Source organism: Cupriavidus taiwanensis, from assembly GCF_900250115.1.
Lineage (GTDB): Bacteria > Pseudomonadota > Gammaproteobacteria > Burkholderiales > Burkholderiaceae > Cupriavidus > Cupriavidus taiwanensis_B.
Genome location: NZ_LT984803.1, coordinates 1,707,559 through 1,727,023, shown reverse-complemented (window position 1 = coordinate 1,727,023; position 19,465 = coordinate 1,707,559). Strand labels below are relative to the sequence as shown.

Here is a 19,465-nt window from a genome sequence, read left to right as displayed (position 1 = left end):
AGGCGGCCGGCACCGGCGCCGGTACACATGAGCAAACAAATTTCCATCACCCGCCGGCTGGAGTTCGACTCCGGCCACCGCATCCCCGACCACTGCGGGCAGTGCCGCAATATCCACGGCCACCGCTACCGGCTCGACCTGACCCTGTCGGGCGAGGTGCTGCATCGCGAGGGCGCCTCGGATGACGGCATGATCCTGGATTTCGGCGACATCAAGGCGCTCGCCAACGAGCACCTGGTCAGCAAGTGGGACCACGCCTTCCTGATCTATCGCGGCGACACCGCGCTGCTGAACTTCCTGCAATCGATGGAAGGGCACAAGACCGTGGTGCTGGACGCGATCCCGACGGTCGAGAACCTGGCCCAGGTGGCCTTCGACATCCTGGCGCCGGTGTTCAAGGACTGCTTCGGCCACCAGTTGCAGCTGACCAGGCTGGTGCTGTTCGAAACGCCCAACTGCTGGGCCGAGGTCAGCGCGCCGGTGCAACTGCCCGCGCAGGACTGAGCGGGCGACGATGACCCGGCCGCCACCCCAGCCGCCACTGCCGTTGCGCGCCCCGCGCGCGCTGCCGGACGATCCGGCGCAAGCCGCCGAGCGCGACGCGCGCTACATGCGCGCCGCGCTCGAAGAGGCCCGCCTGGCCGAAGCCGCGGGCGAGGTGCCGGTGGGCGCGGTGGTGGTGTGGAACGACACCATCATCGCGCGCGGCCACAACCTGCCGATCCGCTCGGTCGACCCGTCGGCGCACGCCGAAATGCAGGCCCTGCGCGCCGCCGCCCGGGTCATCGGCAACTACCGCATGCCCGAGTGCGAGCTGTACGTGACGCTGGAGCCGTGCGCCATGTGCAGCGGCGCGATCCTGCACGCGCGGCTGCGCCATGTGGTGTTCGGCGCGAGCGACCCCAAGACCGGCGCCGCCGGCAGCGTGGTCAACCTGTTCGAACAGGCACGGCTCAACCACCAGACCAGCATTACCGGCGGGGTGCTGGCTGATCACTGCGGCCAGATGCTGAAGGACTTCTTCGGCGCCCGGCGCCGCGCGCAGAAGGCCGCTCGCCAGCCGGAGCCGGCCGCCGGCCCCGACCAGAACCACGACACCGAAGCATGAGCACGCCGAACAGCAGGCCGCATACCGAAGTCAGACTGATCGCCTCGTCCGGTTATCCGCACGATGTCGCCACCGCCGCGCGCGGCTGCGCCTGGCTCAGGCACCACGGCTACCACATGACCAACCCGGACGTGCTGGCGCGGCGCTACCTGCGCTTCGGCGGCACCGACGCCGAGCGGCTGGCCGACCTGCACGCGATCGGCACCGGCGTACCGCATGAACTGACGCTGGCGGTGCGCGGCGGCTACGGCATCGCGCGCCTGCTCGCGCAGATCGACTTTGACCGCATCGCCGCGCAGGCGCGCGCCAGCGGCACGCCCATCGTGGGCCACAGCGATTTCACGGCGTTCCAGCTGGCCTACCTGGCGGCCACCGGCGGCGTCACCTTTGCCGGGCCGATGCTGCTGGCAGACTTCGGCGCCGAAGGCGTCGACGCCTATATGTGGGAGCATTTCGAGGGCATCCTGCGCAACCCCGCCTACCGCATCGACATCGCTGCGCCGCAGCCGGGTGGCCAGCCGTTCTCTGTCAGCGTCGAGGGCACGCTGTGGGGCGGCAACCTGGCCATGCTGTGCAGCCTGCTGGGCACCCCGTTCATGCCGCGGGTGCCGGGCGGGGTGCTGTTCCTGGAAGACATCAACGAGCCTCCTTACCGGGTCGAGCGCATGCTGCTCCAGCTGCAGCAGGCCGGCGTGCTGGGCGCCCAGCGCGCCATCGTGCTGGGTGATTTCTCCAATTACCGCGTCACCGACTACGACAACGGCTACGACATGGACGCCGTGGTGGCCTACCTGCGCGAGCAGCTGCCGGTGCCGGTGCTGACCGGGCTGCCGTTCGGCCATTGCGCGCGCAAGCTGACGCTGCCGGTCGGTGCGCGGGTGCGGCTGTCGGCGCACGCCGACGGCTTCAGCATGGCGTTCTCGGGCTACCCGGTGCTGCCGCCGCTGGCCTGAGTACGCGGGTCGCCACCGCGCGCGCCGGTCGCAAGGAATGCGTCCGGATGATAGAATGCGCGGTTATTTCCTGATTTCCTGCCGGGTTCTCGCATGAACCCGGCGTGGCCCGTGCCGCAGTGCCGGCGATGGCGGCGCCACAATCTCCAGACAAGGTTCAAGACGTGCTTTCTACCGCAAACATCACCATGCAGTTCGGCCCCAAGCCGTTGTTCGAGAATATCTCGGTCAAGTTCGGCGAGGGCAACCGCTACGGCCTGATCGGCGCGAACGGCTGCGGCAAGTCCACCTTCATGAAGATCCTGGGCGGCGACCTCGAGCCGTCGTCGGGCAACGTCATGCTGGAGCCGGGCATCCGCCTGGGCAAGCTGCGCCAGGACCAGTTCGCCTATGAAGACATGCGTGTGCTCGACGTGGTGATGATGGGCCACACCGAGATGTGGGCCGCCGCGCAGGAGCGCGACGCCATCTACGCCAATCCCGAGGCGACCGACGAAGACTACATGAAGGCCGCCGAGCTCGAGGCCAAGTACGCCGAGTACGACGGCTACACCGCCGAGGCGCGCGCCGGCGAACTGCTGCTGGGCGTGGGCATCCCCACCAGCCAGCACCAGGGCCCGATGAGCGACGTCGCCCCGGGCTGGAAGCTGCGCGTGCTGCTGGCGCAGGCACTGTTCTCGAATCCGGACGTGCTGCTGCTGGACGAGCCCACCAACAACCTGGACATCAACACCATCCGCTGGCTGGAGACCGTGCTCAACGAGCGCAACTCCACCATGATCATCATCTCGCACGATCGCCACTTCCTGAACTCGGTCTGCACCCACATGGCCGACATGGACTACGGCACGCTCAAGGTCTACCCGGGCAACTACGACGAGTACATGGAAGCGTCGATGCAGGCCCGCGAGCGCCAGATGGCCGCCAACGCGCGCGCCAAGGAGCGCATCAGCGAACTGCAGGACTTCGTGCGCCGCTTCTCGGCCAACAAGTCCAAGGCCCGCCAGGCCACCTCGCGCGCCAAGCAGATCGAGAAGATCAAGGTCGAGGACATCAAGCCGTCGTCGCGCCAGAACCCGTTCATCCGCTTCGAGTTCGAGAAGAAGCTGCACAACCTGGCGGTCGAGGTCGAAGGCATCACCAAGAGCTACGACCGCAAGATCATCGATAACCTGTCGCTGGCGATCCAGGCCGGCGAACGCGTGGCCATCATCGGCGAGAACGGCGCGGGCAAGACCACGCTGCTGCGCAGCCTGCTCGACGGCGCGGTGCAGACCGGCGTGCAGCGCGGCGTCGAGGTGGATCGCGGCACGGTCAAGTGGGCCGAGAACGCCAATGTCGGCTACATGCCGCAGGACACCTACGAGGAGTTCCCGCAAGATCGCGACGTGATGGACTGGATGAGCCAGTGGACGCAGGCCGGCGATGACGAGACCTCGCTGCGCGGCACGCTGGGCCGCCTGCTGTTCTCGGCCGACGACATCAAGAAGAACGTCAAGGTTCTGTCCGGCGGCGAGAAGGGCCGCATGATCTGGGGCAAGCTGATGCTGGGCCGCCACAACGTGCTGGCGCTGGACGAGCCGACCAACCACATGGACATGGAATCGATCGAGTCGATGCAGATCGCGCTGGACAAGTTCCAGGGCACGCTGATCTTCGTCTCGCACGACCGCGAGTTCGTCAGCGGCCTGGCTACGCGCATCATCGAGGTCCGCACCGATGGCACGCTGACCGACTACCTGGGTACGTACGACGAGTACCTGCAGTCGCAGGGCATCGACGGCTGAGCGCCGCGCGCCGCCGCATGCCGAAGGCCGCCTGCGGGCGGCCTTTTTGCTGTCCGGCCAGGTGTGCCGGGCCGCGCGGTGTCAGGCGGCGCCGCCGTCGCCGACCTGGTCGAGCTGCGCCATGATGGCGCGGGCGGTGATCTCGCCCCGCGCCTTGAGCAGCGCCGCGTGCAGCGGTTCGCGCAGCGCCATCAGCGCGGGCAGGTCGGCGGCCTTCTCCACCTTCACCTGCAGCATGTAGCCGCGCAGCCCGAGATGCTGCCCGATCACGTCGGTATAGAAATGGTAGAGGCGCTGGTAGGCCTGGATTTCGGCGGCCGAGTGCGCTGGGGCGTCGCTGGCGTGTGGCGGCGCCGCTGCCTCGGCCACCGGCGCATGGCGCATCGCGTAGACCGAGAACAGGTTGGTGTCGGCAGCCGGCGGCGCGGCACGCGCCGGTGCTTGTGGCGCGGCGGCGTGCAACGCTGCCGGCTCGGCGACGGCTTCGACCAGTCCCTCGGCCAGCAGCGTTGCCATGGCCTCGGCGCCGATCCCCATGCCCGCCAGCTGCGCCAGCAAGTCCTGCTCGCGGCGCTCGCCGTTGACCATCAGCAGCAGCGCGCGCAGCTTGTGGTCCAGCTTGCGCGCGCGGCTGCGGATTTCGTCCTGACCCGCGTCGGTCTTGCGGTAGATCGGATCGACCATGCCCTTCGTCCCCTCAGTCTTGTTATGTGCACGCGCCGTGGCCAGTCCGCCCGTGCGCGAGCCGCGAGTCTCCCGTCTGTCACCCGCGGCCGATTATCGCCATGTTGTTGTGCGTGGCGGCTGGCACGGCCGTCGGCATATGCCGCAGCGCCATAACCTGGGCCGGAATCCGCTCTACAATGTGCGTGCACCATAAAAGTAACAAAAAATTGCAATTGCCAATTCACCAAACCGAGAACTGTGGCCATGCAACAACGAGACAAACTCTTTATTAACGGCAAGTGGGTCGCGCCCCACGGCACCGGCAAGATCGAGGTGATCCATTCCGCCACCGAAGCGGTGATGGGGACCATTCCGGAAGGCTCGGCGCGCGACGCGGAAGACGCGATCCAGGCCGCGCGCGCCGCCTTCGACGGCTGGTCGGCCACGCCGCCGGCAGAGCGCGCGGGCTATATCGCCAGGATCGCCGAGGGGTTGAAGGCGCGCAGCGAAGAGCTGGCGCAGCTGATCGCCGGCGAAGTCGGCATGCCGATCAAGCTGGCGCGCGCGATCCAGGTGGGCGGCCCGGTCTACAACTGGGGCCAGGCCGCCAGGCTGCTGGAAGGGTTCCGCTTCGAGGAAGAAGTCGGCAACTCGCTGGTGGTGCGCGAGCCGGTGGGCGTGGTCGGGGCGATCACGCCGTGGAACTATCCGCTCAACCAGATCACGCTGAAGGTGGCACCAGCACTGGCCGCGGGCTGCACCGTGGTGCTCAAGCCGTCCGAGGTGGCGCCGCTCAACGCCTTCGTGCTGGCCGAGGTGATCGAGGCCGCCGGGCTGCCGCCCGGCGTGTTCAACCTGGTCACCGGCTATGGCCCGGTGGTGGGCGAGGTGCTGGCCAGCCATCCGGAAGTCGACATGGTGTCGTTCACCGGCTCCACCCGCGCCGGCAAGCGCGTGTCCGAGCTGGCCGCGCAGACCGTCAAGCGCGTGGCGCTGGAGCTGGGCGGCAAGTCGGCCTCGGTGATCCTGGACGATGCCGACCTGCCGTCGGCGGTGAAGGGCACCATCAATGCCTGCTTCCTCAACTCCGGCCAGACCTGCTCGGCGCACACCCGCATGCTGGTGCCGCGCGCCCGCTACGACGAAGTCAAGGCGATCGCGCAGAAGGTGGTGGCCGGCTTTACCGTGGGCGATCCGCTGCAGGAAACCAGCAAGCTGGGCCCGTTGATTTCCGCGGTGCAGAAGGAACGCGTGACCGGCTATATCCGCCGCGGCCTGGAAGAGGGCGCCGAGCTGGTGGCCGGCGGCCCCGAGGCCCCGGCAGGGCTGGACCAGGGCTTCTACGTCAAGCCGACCGTGCTCGGCAACGTCGAGCCGCGCGCGACCGTGGCGCAGGAAGAGATCTTCGGGCCGGTGCTGTCGATCATCTGCTATGACACCGAGGAAGACGCGGTGCGCATCGCCAATGACAGCATCTACGGACTGGGCGGCGGGGTCTGGTCCGGCGACGAGGCGCGCGCGATCCGCGTGGCGCGCCGCATCCGCACCGGGCAGGTCGATATCAACGGCGGTCCGTTCAACATGCAGGCGCCGTTCGGCGGCTACAAGCAGTCCGGCAACGGCCGCGAAGCCGGCAAGTACGGGCTGGAGGAATTCCTCGAGTACAAGTCGCTGCAGTTGAAGAAGCCGGCCGCCTGACGGGCGCGCGGGCAAGCAGGCCATGAACGAGGAAATGCCCGGCTGGTCCGGGCATTTTTTCGTACGGATAATGCGCAGATAATGCGCGAACAAAACATGACCAGGACAAAGGGGGGAGCAACGATGCGCGGGTTCGTTCGGCTGGCCAGGTGGCTGGCAGTGCTGCTGGGGCTGGCGCTGGCCGCAGCCGCGGGCGCGTTGGTCTGGTATCGCGACGCGGCACAGCCACCGGTCACGGGCACGGAGGTGCTGGCGGGATTGCGCGAGCCGGTCACGGTCGTGCGCGACAGCCATGGCGTGCCGCATATCCGCGCCGCCAGCAAGACCGATGCGTGGTTCGCGCTGGGCTACGTGCACGCGCAGGACCGGCTGTGGCAGATGCAGATGAACAAGCGCATCGTCGCCGGCCGCCTCGCCGAGATCCTGGGCCCGTCCGCGGTCGATAACGACAAGTTCCTGCGCACGCTGGGCGTGCGGCGCAACGCCGAGGCCATCCTGGCGCAGGCCTCGCCGGAAGCGCGCGCGGCGCTGCAGGCCTATGCCGACGGTGTCAATGCATGGATCGACCAGCGCAAGGGCCCGCTGCCGCCGGAGTTCCTGCTGCTGCGCACCCGGCCGGAGCGCTGGGAGCCGGCCGACACGCTGGGCTGGCAGACCATGATGGCATGGGACCTGGGCGGCAACTGGACCCAGGAGACGCTGCGCATGCGGCTGGCGCAGGTGCTGCCGGTGGCCCGCATCAGCGAACTGCTGGCGCCGTATCCGGGCGAGCGGCCGGTACGCACCATGGATTACGGCCACCTGTACCGGCAACTGGCGCCGCTGGCGAGCGCGATGGCCAGCGTCGGCGACCAGGCGCCGCCGGGCTACGTCGAGGGCATGGGCTCGAACAACTGGGTGGTGTCGGGCGCGTACACGCAATCGGGCAAGCCGATGCTGGCCAACGATCCGCACCTGGGGCTGCAGGCGCCGGCGCTGTGGTACTTCGCGCGCCTGAGCGCGCCCGGGCTCGAGGTGGCCGGCGCCACGCTGCCGGGCATGCCGCTGGTGGTGCTGGGACACAACGACCGCATCGCCTGGGGCCTGACCAATACCGCGCCGGACGTGCAGGACCTGTATCTCGAGCGCGTGCGTCCGGGCAACGACACCCAGTACCAGACACCGCAGGGCTGGGCCGCGTTCGAGACCCGCACCGAGACCATCCGCGTCAAGGGCGCGGCCGACATAACGCTGAAGGTCCGCAGCACGCGCCACGGGCCGGTGATCTCCGATGTGGCCGAGTCGCTCGCCAGTGCCGCGGCGCCGCTGGGCGCGCAATACGTGGTGGCGTTCCAGTGGACCGCGCTGCGCCCGGACGACCGCACCTTCCTGGCGGGGCTGCGGCTGAACCAGGCGCGCGACTGGAGCTGCTTCACCGACGCGCTGCGCGACTTCCACTCGCCGCAGCAGAACATCGTCTATGCCGACGTCGACGGCAATATCGGCTTCTATGCGCCCGGGCGCGTGCCGCTGCGCCGCGCCGACAACGACCTCAAGGGGCTGGCGCCGGCGCCGGGCTGGGATGCGCGCTACGACTGGACCGGCTTTATCCCGTTCGAGGCGCTGCCACACCAGTACAACCCCGCCGGGGGCGTGATCGTGACGGCCAACCAGCGCATCGTCGCGCCCGACTATCCGTACTTCATCACCAGCGAGTGGACCGTGCCGTATCGCTTCGACCGCATCCGCACGCTGCTGGCGGCCACGCCCAGGCATAGCTTCGAAAGCTTCGCGGCGATCCAGAAGGACGTGCTCTCGCTGGCGGTGCGCGATGCCTTGCCGCTGCTGCTGGCCGCGCCGGTCAGCCGCGATCCCGCGCGCCCGGCGCGCGAACGCGCCTTGCTGGAGGCATTGCGCCGGTGGGACGGCACCATGGATCCCGCGCGCGCCGAGCCGCTGTTGGTCACCGCGTGGCTGCGCGAGCTGTCGCGCCGGCTGTTCGAGGAGAAAACCGGCGAGGCAATCTTCGGGCGCCTGTGGGAGCAGCGCAACGTGCAGCAGCCCATGCTCAACATCCTGCGCGATCCGCGCCAGCTGGGCGCGTTCTGGTGCGACCGTCCCCATACCGGCCCGGCCGAGAGCTGCGACGATGCCATTGCCGATGCCTGGAGCCAGGCCATGGCGGACCTGTCGCGCCGCTATGGCGACGATCCCGCCCGCTGGCGCTGGGGCGAGGCGCACGCGGCGCGCCTGGAGCACCGGCCGCTCGGCAAGGTCGGCTACCTGGCGCCGCTGTTCAACCTGCGCGTGCCGACCGGCGGCGACACCTACACCGTCAACGTCGGCCGGCATAACCTGCGCGACGAGAAGGCGCCATTCGAAAACACCCATGCGGCCAGCGTGCGCGCGCTCTATGACCTGTCCGACCTGGCGGCGTCGCGCTTCATGGATTCCACCGGCCAATCCGGCAATGCGCTGCTGCCGCGCTACCGCGACTGGACCGGCAAGTGGGCGGCGGTGGAGTACATCACCATGCCGCCGGTGGCAGCGCCGGGAGCGAACGGCGCGGCCGACGCCCTGGTGCTGGCGCCTGCGGCAAAATAGCGCGGGCCACGCCCGTCTCGCCTGGAACGTTCTCAAACTGGCGAGGTCATGCCAGGGGCGTCCGCCGGGAGCTGGCGACAGACGCTAACATGAGGGCCTTTCTAGCCCTCACTTCCGGCAGGAGCCCCTGATGACAACGCCAACCACTCATGTGATCCAGCACGTCGCCTTCGAGCACGCGGGCGTGATCGGCAACGCCCTGCGCGCGCGCGGGCACACGCTGCGGGTGTTCCAGGCCGGCGTCGATGACCTGGCGCGGATCACCAGCGAGCCGGCCGACCTGCTGCTGGTGCTTGGTGGTCCCATCGGGGTTTACGAAACCGACGCCTATCCGTGGCTGGAGGCGGAAATCGCGCTGATCCGCGAGCGCCTGGCCGCCGGCGGCAAGCTTATCGGCGTGTGCCTGGGCGCACAGCTGATCGCGCGCGCCGCCGGCGCCAGGGTCTACCCCGGCTCCCGCGAGATCGGCTGGGCGCCGATCTCGCCGACACCGGCCGGACTGGATTCGGCGCTGGCCGAGCTGGCCGCGGCCCACTGGGAAGTCCTGCACTGGCACGGCGACACCTTCGACCTGCCCGCCGGCGCGCAGCTGCTGGCGTCAACCGCGGCGGTATCGAACCAGGCTTATGCCATCGGCAACCAGGTGCTGGCGCTGCAGTTCCACCCCGAAGTCATGCCGGCCGATATCGAGGCCTGGCTGATCGGCCATACCGTCGAACTGGGCAAGGCCGGCATCGATCCGCGCACCATCCGTGCGCGCACCGCGCAAGTGGGCGCCACCGTGGCGGCGGCGGGAGAACGCATGTTCGCGCGCTGGCTGGAGCAAGCCGGACTATGAGCCAGCCCGCATCCATCCTGCGCGTGCCGATCGCTGCGGTGCTGACCGGAGCCGTGCTCCCGTTCGGCCCCAGGGGCGTACCCAGCGGCATTGCCAAGGCCGCAACGCGCGCCCGCATCCGCGTGACCGCTACCGGGCTCGAGGGCGACGGGCAGGGTGATCCGCGCCATCATGGCGGCCCGGAAAAGGCGCTGCACCACTATGCCTTCGACCACTACCCGGCGTGGCGCCTGGCGCTGCAAGAGCAGGGCGCGTCGGCCGACGGCGTGCTCGACACCCCCGGCGCCTTCGGCGAGAACCTGAGCACCACGGGCCTGACCGAAGCGGACGTCTGCGTCGGCGACCGCTTTCGCCTGGGCACGGCGCTGGTGGAGGTGTCGCAGGCGCGCCAGCCGTGCTGGAAGCTCAATCACCGCTTCGGCTATGCGGGCATGTCGCGCGCCGTGCAGCAGAGCCTGCGCACCGGCTGGTACTACCGCGTGCTGGAAACCGGCGAGGTGGCCGCGGGCGATGGGCTGGAACTGGTGGCGCGGCCCTGTCCCGGATGGTCGCTGCACCGTCTGCTGCAGGTGCTGTATGTCGACCGGCTCGACTATGCCGCGCTGGAAGCCATGGCCGCGCTGGCGCCGCTGGCCGAGAGCTGGCGCAAGCTGGCACGGCAGCGGCTGGAACGGCGCGAAGTCGAAGCGATGGAGCGGCGCCTGTGCGGGGAGTGACGGGCCGCGGGCGAGGGGCCTCAGCCCTGGCGGAATCGCTTGCCGGTGCCTTCGCGCGTGATGCGCTGCCACACCTGCCGCTTTTCCTCGTCGCTGAAAAAAACCCAGTTGCTGACCTCGGCCGCGGTGCGGCCGCAGCCCTGGCACACCTCGTCGAACAGGGTCGAGCAGATGCCGATGCAGGGGCTGTCCGGGCGCTCGGACAAGGTGGCGTCGGTCGTGCCCGGGTCCGGTTCGGCGTGGACGGCGTGGGATTCGGGCGGCAGCGGCATCGTCGGAAAAGGCAAGGGGCGGTGAAGCGGGAGCACATTATACGGCCTCGCGCGCCACGCCCCGCCCAACCGCCATGCCGGCCGCAGTGCCGGAACGCCTCGGCCATGCAGCCCTGCCGGCCGCGCTCCGATTACCTGCGACGTCATTGAGGCAGCGCTCGCCGGCTTCTACCCTCATGGCATGCCAGGCCAGACCAGGGAGCCGCCATGCTGCAAGCCATACTCCGCCAGCCCGGGACCGACGGCACTGCCGCGGTCGACCCGCGCATGCGCGCCATGATCGACAACGTGCTGATGGCGTCGCCGGTGGCGCGCGCGCTCGGCGTGCGGCTCGACCAGCTGGCGCCCGATCATGTCGAGCTGTTCATGCCGTATCTGCCCACCAACGTGACCCATGGCAGCACTGTCCACGGTGGCGTGATCGCGACGCTGATCGATATCGCCGGCGCCGCCGCGGCTGCCTCAGGCGCCAGTGCCGACGCGGTGAAGGGCGGGGCCACCAGCTCGCTGTCGGTGCAGTACCTTGCTGCCGCCCAGGGCGTGGCGTTGCGCGCCGTTGCCGGGGTGGTGCGGCGCGGCCGGCGCCAGGTGGTGACCGAGGTGGCGGTGTATGCCGACCGGGCGGGAGCCAACCAGGAGGACGCGACGGACGTGCTGGTTGCCAAGGCGCTGATGAGCAGCGCGATGTTCTGAGGGCCGGCGCGGGCGGACAGCTGGCCAGCGTCAGCGGTTTCTTGTTCCCTATAACGCAATTAACCGCCACGCGTTTCGATACACCGCATGGCGCAGAGCGCACAATGGCTTGGAGTCGGGGGATGTAGAAAGCGCAGGCACAGCGCCCGCCGTTGCAGCCGGGTTCGGTCGCCATGGCAATGAACTACAGACGCAGGCTCATGGTGTCGCTTGTGGTCCAGGGCATGGAATCTCCGGACGGCGAAGCGTCCGAACGTCTCACCGTGTCCTCTCACAACTGTCGCCTACGTGCCCGGTCCGAACACGCCGCAGAGGGGGAGGGAAGGGCGTCGGGCGGCATTCCCGCCAACGCCCTGGCACAGCCTTAGTACTTCCAGAACACCTGCTGCAGCGCCTTGCTGTCGTTGGTCTGCGTCAGCGCCAGCGCCATCAGGATGCGCGCCTTCTGCGGCAACTGGTCGTCGGTGACGATCCAGTCATACTTGTCGTCGGGCTGCTCGGCGTTGCGCACCACCACGCCGCCGCCGGTGCGCGAGGCGCGCACGATCTGCACGCCCTTGCCGCGCGCCGCCTTGAGCGACTCGACCATGTAGTCGCCGACGCTGCCGTTGCCGGTGGCGGCGTAGATGATGGCCTTGGCGCCGCTCTTCACCGCCGCGTCGACCGCGGCCGGGTTGGCGTTGCCGTAGGCATAGACCACCGCCACCTCGGGCAGCTTGTCGATCTTGTCGATGTCCCACTGCGTCTGCAGCGTGTGCGGACGCGCCGGCAGGCGGTAGAACAGCGTGCGGCCTTCGACCACGTAGCCGAGCGGGCCGAACGGCGAGCGGAAGGTCTCGGTCTTGAAGGTGTTGGTCTTGGAGACGTCGCGGCCGGTGTGGATCTCGTCGTTCAGCACCGCCAGCGTGCCCTTGCCCTTGGACGCCGGGTTGGAGGCGACCAGCACGGCGTCGTAGAGGTTCAGCGCGCCGTCTGCACCCAGGGCGGTGCCCGGGCGCATCGAGCCGACCACCACCACCGGCTTGTCGCTCTTCAGCGTCAGGTTGAGGAAATAAGCGGTTTCCTCGATGGTGTCGGTGCCGTGCGTGATCACGATGCCGTCGACGTCAGGCTGCTTGAGCAGTTCCGACACGCGCTTGGCAAGCTTGAGCAGGCGTTCGTTGTTGAAGCTTTCCGAACCGATCTGGAAGATCTGCTCGCCCTTGACGTTGGCAACCTTGGAGATTTCCGGCACCGAGGCGATGATCTTGTCGACCGGGACCACGGCGGACTGGTAGGCGGCGGTGTTGGTCGCCGCGGCGCCGGCGCCGGCAATGGTGCCGCCGGTGCCGATGATGACGATGTTGGCCTTGCGCGCTTCAGCGGGGGCCGTGGCAGCGGCGGCGGCAGGCTGGGCCGCGGGCGCGAGCTGGGCGTGGGCGGCGCCGGTGATCAGGCTGGCCGACAGCAGGGCAGCGGCCAGCGTGGTGACGCGGGCGGAATATTTCATGATTCTCCTCGGTATCTATACGAACGTGTGGCCCGTACTGGCAGCGGCACGACATACCTTATGGGTGGAATGGTGCCGTCCTTGTTCAGTCGGTGGCTGCCCGCGCCGGGACTGTGGTGCAGGACCCGGTTCAGGCAGCGGCAGAGACTATACGTGAGGAGAAATTCGCGGTGGAAGGGCGGCGCAAGGGTTATGCCGATTCGGCATAAAACTGCGTTCGCCATAATGTCAGGCGCATACTTCGCCGGGCCGGCCGGCGCGCGTCATCGGCACCGGCCTTTGCGCTTGCAGCCGGTTCAGAATGCGTCGCCGGGCACGCGCACCCAGCCTTCCATCAGCACGCGCGAGCTGCGGCTCATGATGGCCTTCCTGACCACCCATTCGCCGTCGACCTGCTGTGCCTCGGCGCCGACGCGCAGCGTGCCGGACGGATGCCCGAACCGCACCGCGTTGCGTTCGCCGCCGCCGGCGGCCAGGTTGACCAGCGTGCCGGGAATGGCCGCGGCGGTGCCGATCGCCACCGCCGCGGTGCCCATCATGGCATGGTGCAGCTTGCCCATCGACAGCGCGCGCACCAGCAGGTCGACGTCGGCCGCAGCCACCTGCTTGCCGCTGGAGGCGGTGTAGTCCACCGGCCTGGCGACAAAGGCCACCTTGGGCGTGTGCTGGCGCTTGGCGGCCTCGTCCACGTCCTTGATCAGGCCCATGCGCAGCGCGCCATGAGCGCGGATGGTCTCGAACATCGCCAGCGCCTTGGTGTCGCTGTTGATGGCGTCCTGCAGTTCGGTACCGGTATAGCCGATGCTCTCCGCATTGACGAAGATGGTCGGGATGCCGGCGTTGATCATGGTTGCCTTGAGCGTGCCGACGCCCGGCACCTCGAGGTCGTCGACCACGTTGCCGGTGGGGAACATCGCGCCGCCGGCGCCTTCTTCGTCGGCGGCCGGGTCCATGAACTCGAGCTGCACTTCGGCGGCCGGGAAGGTCACGCCGTCGAGTTCAAAGTCGCCGGTTTCCTGCACTTCACCGTTGGTGATGGGCACGTGGCCGATGATGGTCTTGCCGATATTGGCCTGCCAGATGCGCACGGTGGCAACGCCGTTCTGCGGGATGCGGCCCGGGTCGACCAGGCCGGCGCTGATGGCGAAGGGGCCGACCGCGGCGGACAGGTTGCCGCAGTTGCCGCTCCAGTCCACGAACGACTGGTCGATCGAGACCTGGCCGAACAGGTAGTCGACATCGTGGTCCGGGCGCGTGCTCTTCGACACGATCACGGTCTTGCTGGTGCTGGAGGTGGCAGCGCCCATGCCGTCGATCTGCTTGCCGTACGGGTCGGGGCTGCCGATCACGCGCATCAGCAGTGCGTCGCGGGCAGGGCCGGGGGCCTGCGCGGTCTCGGGCAGGTCTTGCAGGCGGAAGAACACGCCCTTGCTGGTGCCGCCACGGATGTAGGTGGCGGGGATCTTGATCTGGGGTACGTGGGCCATGGGAATCTCTAATCCTGGTTAGGCCTTTTCGGGGCCTTGTCTCACTCAGTCAGCTTAAGAATCAATCGTCGGGAAGCAGGCAACGCTTGTTTTCTCCCCTCTCCCTCTGGGAGAGGGGTGGGGGAGAGGGCAGCGTTGCCACGAAGTGAAGCGATATCGTGCTTGCCGAGCGCCGCCCCTCTCTCCCAACCCCTCTCCCGCAAGCGGGAGAGGGGAGCCACCCGACGGCAACGCCTCAAGCCGCCGCCTTGCTCGACTCCAGAAAGTCCTGCGCAAACCGCTGCAGCACCCCGCCGGCTTCGTAAATCGACACTTCCTCATCGCTGTCGAGGCGGCAAGTCACCGGCACTTCCACGCGCTCGCCGTTCTTGCGATGCACCACCAGCGTCAGCGTCGCGCGCGGCTGGCGTTCGCCGATCACGTCGTAGGTCTCGGTGCCATCCAGCCCCAGCGTCAGGCGGTTCACGCCCGGCTTGAACTCCAGCGGCAGCACGCCCATGCCGATCAGGTTGGTGCGGTGGATGCGCTCGAAGCCTTCGGCGACGATGGCTTCCACGCCGGCCAGGCGCACGCCCTTGGCGGCCCAGTCGCGCGACGAGCCCTGGCCATAGTCCGCGCCGGCGATGATGATCAGCGGCTGCTTGCGGTCCATGTAGGTCTCGATCGCTTCCCACATGCGCACGACCTTGCCTTCCGGCTCGATGCGCGCCAGCGAACCCTTCCTGACCTGGCCATCGACCACGGCCATTTCATTGATCAGCGTGGGGTTGGCGAAGGTGGCGCGCTGGGCGGTCAGGTGGTCGCCGCGATGGGTCGCGTACGAGTTGAAGTCCTCTTCCGGCAGGCCCATCCTGGCCAGGTACTCGCCAGCCGCGCTGTTCAGCAGGATCGCGTTGGACGGCGACAAATGGTCGGTGGTGATGTTGTCGCCCAGCACCGCCAGCGGACGCAGGCCCTGCAGCGTGCGCTCGCCGGCCAGTGCGCCTTCCCAGTAGGGCGGGCGGCGGATATAGGTGCTCTGCGGGCGCCAGTCGTACAGCGGCTCGGCGCTCTCGCCGGTTTCCGCGGTCAGGGCGAACATCGGCTCGTAGACCTTGCGGAACTGCTCGGGCCTCACGCTTTGCTTGACGATCGCGTCGATCTCTTCGTCGGTCGGCCAGATGTCCTTCAGGTAGACCGGCTTGCCGTCCTGGTCGGTGCCCAGCACGTCCTTCTCGATATCGAAGCGGATGGTGCCGGCGATGGCGTAGGCGACCACCAGCGGCGGCGAGGCCAGGAAGGCCTGCTTGGCGTACGGGTGGATGCGGCCGTCGAAGTTGCGGTTGCCGGACAGCACCGCGGTGGCGTACAGGTCGCGATCGATGATTTCCTGCTGGATCTTAGGATCGAGCGCGCCCGACATGCCGTTGCAGGTGGTGCAGGCGAACGCGACGATGCCGAAGCCGAGCTTCTCCAGGTCAGGCAGCAGGTTGGATTCTTCCAGGTACAGCTCGACCGCCTTGGAACCAGGCGCCAGCGACGACTTGACCCATGGCTTGCGCGTCAGCCCGCGCGCGTTGGCGTTGCGCGCCAGCAGTGCGGCGGCAATCACGTTGCGCGGGTTGCTGGTGTTGGTGCAGCTGGTGATGGCGGCGATGATCACGGCGCCATCGGGCATCAGGCCTTCGGCCTCCTGCGCGCGGGCCTTGTCCAGGTCCACGGCGATGCCGCGCTCTGCCAGCGCCGAGGTCGGCAGGCGCTTGTGCGGATTGGACGGGCCGGCCATGTTGCGCACCACGCTCGACAGGTCGAACTTCAGCACGCGCTCGTATTCGGCGTTCTGCAGCGAATCCGCCCACAGGCCCGCGGTCTTGGCATAGGTCTCTACCAGCTTGAGCTGCTCGTCGGTGCGGCCGGTCAGGCGCAGGTATTCGATGGTCTGCTCGTCGATGAAGAACATCGCCGCGGTGGCGCCGTATTCCGGGGCCATGTTGGAGATGGTGGCGCGGTCGCCGAGCGTCAGGCTCGACGCGCCTTCGCCGCGGAACTCCAGGTAGGCGCCGACCACTTTTTCCTTGCGCAGGAATTCGGTCAGGGCCAGCACGATGTCGGTGGCGGTGATGCCGGGCTGGCGCTTGCCGGTCAGCTCGACGCCGACGATATCCGGCAGGCGCATCCAAGAGGCGCGGCCGAGCATCACGTTCTCGGCTTCCAGGCCGCCCACGCCGATGGCGATCACGCCCAGCGCATCGACGTGCGGGGTGTGGCTGTCGGTGCCGACGCAGGTATCGGGGTAGGCCACGCCGTTGTCAGCGTGGATCACCGGCGACATCTTCTCCAGGTTGATCTGGTGCATGATGCCGTTGCCCGGCGGGATCACGTCGACGTTCTTGAACGCCTTCTTGGTCCAGTCGATGAAATGGAAACGGTCTTCATTGCGGCGGTCTTCGATGGCGCGGTTCTTCTCGAACGCCTGCGGGTCGAAACCACCGCATTCCACCGCCAGCGAGTGGTCGACGATCAGCTGCACCGGCACCACCGGGTTGACCTTGGCGGGGTCGCCGCCCTGGTCCGCAATGGCGTCGCGCAGGCCGGCCAGGTCCACCAGCGCGGTCTGGCCGAGGATGTCGTGGCACACCACGCGCGCCGGGAACCACGGGAAGTCGAGGTCGCGCTTGCGCCCGATCAGCTGCTTCAGCGAATCCGTCAGCGTGGCGGGGTCGCAGCGGCGCACCAGGTTTTCTGCCAGCACGCGCGACGTGTACGGCAGCTTGTCGTAGGCACCCGGCTCGATGGCCTCGACCGCGGCGCGCGCGTCGAAGTAATCCAGCTTGGTGCCCGGTAGCGGTTTGCGGTTTGCAGAATTCATGGTGTAGGGAAATCTATATAAGTATGAAAAAGGGGTAGTGGCCCCGTGTCAGCGACCAACTACCCCCTTTGCCCGCAGGCTCGGATCAATGCAACCCGACGGGCAATCCGGCAGCCGGTCTTACTTGCGATCCTTGATCGGCACGAACTTCAGGTTCTCCGGCCCGGTGTAGTTGGCGCTGGGGCGGATGATCTTGTTGTCGATGCGCTGCTCGATGATGTGCGCGGCCCAGCCCGAGGTGCGCGCGATCACGAACAGCGGCGTGAACATCGCGGTGGGCACGCCCATCATGTGGTAGCTGACCGCGCTGAACCAGTCCAGGTTCGGGAACATCTTCTTGATGTCCCACATCACGGTCTCCAGGCGCTCGGCGATGTCGAACATCTTCATCGAGCCGGCATCCTTCGACAGCTTCTTCGCCACTTCCTTGATCACCTGGTTGCGCGGGTCGCTGATGGTGTACACCGGGTGGCCGAAGCCGATCACGACTTCCTTGTTCTCGACGCGGCGGGTGATGTCGGCCTGGGCCTCGTCCGCGTTGTCGTAGCGCTTCTGGATTTCAAAGGCGACTTCGTTGGCGCCGCCATGCTTGGGGCCGCGCAGCGCGCCGATCGCGCCGGCGATCGACGAGTACATGTCCGAGCCGGTGCCGGCGATCACGCGGGCGGTAAAGGTCGAGGCGTTGAACTCGTGCTCGGCGTACAGGTTGAGCGACGTGTTCATGGCGCTTTCCCACAGCGCCGAGGGCTTCTCGCCGTGCAGCAGGTGCAGGAAGTGGCCGCCGATGGAGTCATCGTCGGTTTCCACCTCGATACGCTTGCCGTTGTGGCTGTAGTGGTACCAGTACAGCAGCATCGAGCCCAGGCTGGCCATCAGCCGGTCGGCGATGTCGCGTGCGCCCGGGGTGTTGTGGTCTTCCTTCTCGGGCAGCACGGTGCCGAGCACCGACACGCCGGTGCGCATCACGTCCATCGGGTGGGCGCTGGCGGGCACCCATTCCAGCGCCGCCTTGACGTTGGCGGGCAGGCCGCGCAGCGACTTCAGCCTGGCCTTGTAGGCGGCCAGCTCGGACTTGGTCGGCAGCTTGCCGTGCACCAGCAGGTGGGCGATTTCTTCGAACTCGCAGGTCTCGGCAATGTCGAGGATGTCATAGCCGCGGTAGTGCAGGTCGTTGCCGGTACGGCCGACGGTGCACAGCGCGGTATTGCCGGCGGTAACGCCGGACAGCGCGACGGATTTCTTGGGCTTGGGAGTGACGAGCGGTTGCGCTTCGGACATCTGGGTCTCCTTGGTGTGATGCCTGGTGTTGCCTGTCTTTGTCAGGCGAACGGCCGGGAGGGGAAGATGCCCCGGCCCGGCCGCGCCTGCCTCTGTGGTGTCTTACTTGCCCTTGCCTTGTGCGAACAAGGCGTCGAGCTTCTGCTCGAAGTCATGGTAGCCGATGCTCTCGTACAGCTCCGAGCGGGTCTGCATGGTCTCGACCACGTTCTTCTGCGTGCCGTCGCGGCGGATCGCCGCGTACACGTTTTCCGCAGCCTTGTTCATGGCGCGGAAGGCCGACAGCGGGTACAGCACCATCGACACGCCGGCGCTGCCCAGTTCTTCGGTGGTGAACAGCGGCGTGGCGCCGAACTCGGTGATGTTGGCCAGCACCGGCACCTTTACCGCGTCGACGAACTTGCGGTACATGGCCAGGTCGGTCATGGCTTCCGGGAAGATGGCGTCGGCGCCGGCTTCCACGCATGCCACGGCGCGCTCGATGGCCTTGTCCAGGCCTTCCACGGCAAGCGCGTCGGTGCGGGCCATGATGACGAAGTTCTCGTCGGTGCGGGCGTCGACGGCGGCCTTGATGCGGTCGACCATTTCACCCTGGGTGACGATTTCCTTGTTGGGACGGTGGCCGCAGCGCTTGGCGCCGACCTGGTCCTCGATGTGCATGGCAGCGGCGCCGAACTTGATCAGCGACTTGGTGGTGCGGGCTACGTTGAAGGCCGAGGCGCCGAAACCGGTGTCGACGTCGACCAGCAGCGGCGTGTCGCACACGTCGGTGATGCGGCGGACGTCGGTCAGCACGTCATCCAGGTTCGAGATGCCCAGGTCCGGCAGGCCCAGCGAGCCGGCCGCCACGCCGCCGCCCGACAGGTAGATGGCACGGTAGCCGGCGCGCTTGGCCAGCAGCGCATGGTTGGCATTGATGGCGCCAACCACCTGCAGCGGATGTTCTTCGGCAAGCGCCTGGCGGAAACGGGCGCCGGCGGAGCGCGCGAGGTCGGAAGCGGAGTAGGTCATGGCGTATGCGTTGTTGAACAGGACGAGCCAGATACTGC

16 protein-coding genes are annotated in these 19,465 nt (G+C 67.9%); 9 read left to right on the top strand and 7 right to left on the bottom strand.

Features of this window, described 5'->3' with window-relative positions; genetic code table 11:
• Positions 1-27 precede the first annotated feature (27 nt).
• From CBM2586_RS08200 to CBM2586_RS08185, 4 genes are all read left to right on the top strand, one after another.
• Positions 28-504, top strand: a complete 477-nt coding sequence (locus CBM2586_RS08200) for a 6-pyruvoyl trahydropterin synthase family protein (RefSeq protein ID WP_115687211.1) — start codon at positions 28-30, stop codon at positions 502-504.
• 10 nt (positions 505-514) lie between these two features.
• A complete protein-coding gene (gene tadA, locus CBM2586_RS08195) occupies positions 515-1,108 on the top strand; it encodes a tRNA adenosine(34) deaminase TadA (RefSeq protein WP_172587066.1) in 594 nt (197 codons plus the stop codon).
• Positions 1,105-2,061 carry a muramoyltetrapeptide carboxypeptidase gene (gene ldcA, locus CBM2586_RS08190; protein ID WP_115687210.1) on the top strand — a complete coding sequence of 319 codons (957 nt, stop codon included), beginning with the start codon at positions 1,105-1,107 and terminating at the stop codon, positions 2,059-2,061. The genes tadA and ldcA overlap by 4 nt, the downstream gene beginning before the upstream one ends.
• Before the next feature lie 164 nt (positions 2,062-2,225).
• On the top strand, positions 2,226-3,848 hold the full coding sequence (locus CBM2586_RS08185) for an ABC-F family ATPase (protein ID WP_115662075.1): 1,623 nt from the start codon (positions 2,226-2,228) through the stop codon (positions 3,846-3,848).
• A gap of 81 nt (positions 3,849-3,929) precedes the next feature.
• On the opposite strand, the gene CBM2586_RS08180 is transcribed toward CBM2586_RS08185, so the two are convergent.
• Entirely contained in the window at positions 3,930-4,532 is a 603-nt protein-coding gene (locus CBM2586_RS08180; RefSeq protein WP_115687209.1) for a hypothetical protein, read from the bottom strand.
• Between the two features lie 246 nt (positions 4,533-4,778).
• Between CBM2586_RS08180 and CBM2586_RS08175 the strand changes: the two genes are divergently transcribed.
• The 4 genes from CBM2586_RS08175 to CBM2586_RS08160 all read left to right on the top strand — a co-directional run bounded on the left by CBM2586_RS08175 (position 4,779) and on the right by CBM2586_RS08160 (position 10,349).
• The gene (locus CBM2586_RS08175; protein WP_115662077.1) at positions 4,779-6,212 is read left to right on the top strand and encodes an aldehyde dehydrogenase family protein; all 1,434 of its coding nucleotides are present in this window, start codon (positions 4,779-4,781) and stop codon (positions 6,210-6,212) included.
• A 123-nt stretch (positions 6,213-6,335) separates the two neighbouring features.
• Positions 6,336-8,795, top strand: coding sequence for a penicillin acylase family protein (locus CBM2586_RS08170; RefSeq protein WP_115687208.1), 2,460 nt, complete (start codon positions 6,336-6,338; stop codon positions 8,793-8,795).
• Positions 8,796-8,925: 130 nt separating this feature from the next.
• Positions 8,926-9,633 carry a glutamine amidotransferase gene (locus CBM2586_RS08165; RefSeq protein ID WP_115687207.1) on the top strand — a complete coding sequence of 236 codons (708 nt, stop codon included), beginning with the start codon at positions 8,926-8,928 and terminating at the stop codon, positions 9,631-9,633.
• Entirely contained in the window at positions 9,630-10,349 is a 720-nt protein-coding gene (locus CBM2586_RS08160; RefSeq protein ID WP_115662079.1) for an MOSC domain-containing protein, read from the top strand. Before CBM2586_RS08165 ends, CBM2586_RS08160 begins: the two co-directional genes overlap by 4 nt.
• A gap of 20 nt (positions 10,350-10,369) precedes the next feature.
• Here the strand turns inward: CBM2586_RS08160 and CBM2586_RS08155 are convergent, their stop codons facing one another.
• A complete protein-coding gene (locus CBM2586_RS08155; protein WP_115662080.1) occupies positions 10,370-10,621 on the bottom strand; it encodes a DUF1289 domain-containing protein in 252 nt (83 codons plus the stop codon).
• Positions 10,622-10,828: 207 nt separating this feature from the next.
• Between CBM2586_RS08155 and CBM2586_RS08150 the strand changes: the two genes are divergently transcribed.
• Positions 10,829-11,314 carry a PaaI family thioesterase gene (locus tag CBM2586_RS08150; RefSeq protein ID WP_115687206.1) on the top strand — a complete coding sequence of 162 codons (486 nt, stop codon included), beginning with the start codon at positions 10,829-10,831 and terminating at the stop codon, positions 11,312-11,314.
• Between the two features lie 364 nt (positions 11,315-11,678).
• Here CBM2586_RS08150 and CBM2586_RS08145 read toward each other — a convergent pair whose 3' ends face one another.
• From CBM2586_RS08145 to prpB, 5 genes are all read right to left on the bottom strand, one after another.
• Positions 11,679-12,803, bottom strand: coding sequence for an asparaginase (locus CBM2586_RS08145; RefSeq protein ID WP_115687205.1), 1,125 nt, complete (start codon positions 12,801-12,803; stop codon positions 11,679-11,681).
• Between the two features lie 296 nt (positions 12,804-13,099).
• Entirely contained in the window at positions 13,100-14,290 is a 1,191-nt protein-coding gene (gene prpF, locus CBM2586_RS08140; RefSeq protein ID WP_115687204.1) for a 2-methylaconitate cis-trans isomerase PrpF, read from the bottom strand.
• A gap of 235 nt (positions 14,291-14,525) precedes the next feature.
• On the bottom strand, positions 14,526-17,138 hold the full coding sequence (gene acnD, locus CBM2586_RS08135) for a Fe/S-dependent 2-methylisocitrate dehydratase AcnD (protein WP_115687203.1): 2,613 nt from the start codon (positions 17,136-17,138) through the stop codon (positions 14,526-14,528).
• A 120-nt stretch (positions 17,139-17,258) separates the two neighbouring features.
• Entirely contained in the window at positions 17,259-18,416 is a 1,158-nt protein-coding gene (prpC, locus tag CBM2586_RS08130) for a bifunctional 2-methylcitrate synthase/citrate synthase (RefSeq protein ID WP_115662085.1), read from the bottom strand.
• A gap of 102 nt (positions 18,417-18,518) precedes the next feature.
• Positions 18,519-19,427: a methylisocitrate lyase gene (gene prpB, locus CBM2586_RS08125; RefSeq protein ID WP_115662086.1), complete on the bottom strand. Its 909-nt coding sequence runs from the start codon at positions 19,425-19,427 to the stop codon at positions 18,519-18,521.
• Between the last annotated feature and the right edge of the window lie 38 nt (positions 19,428-19,465).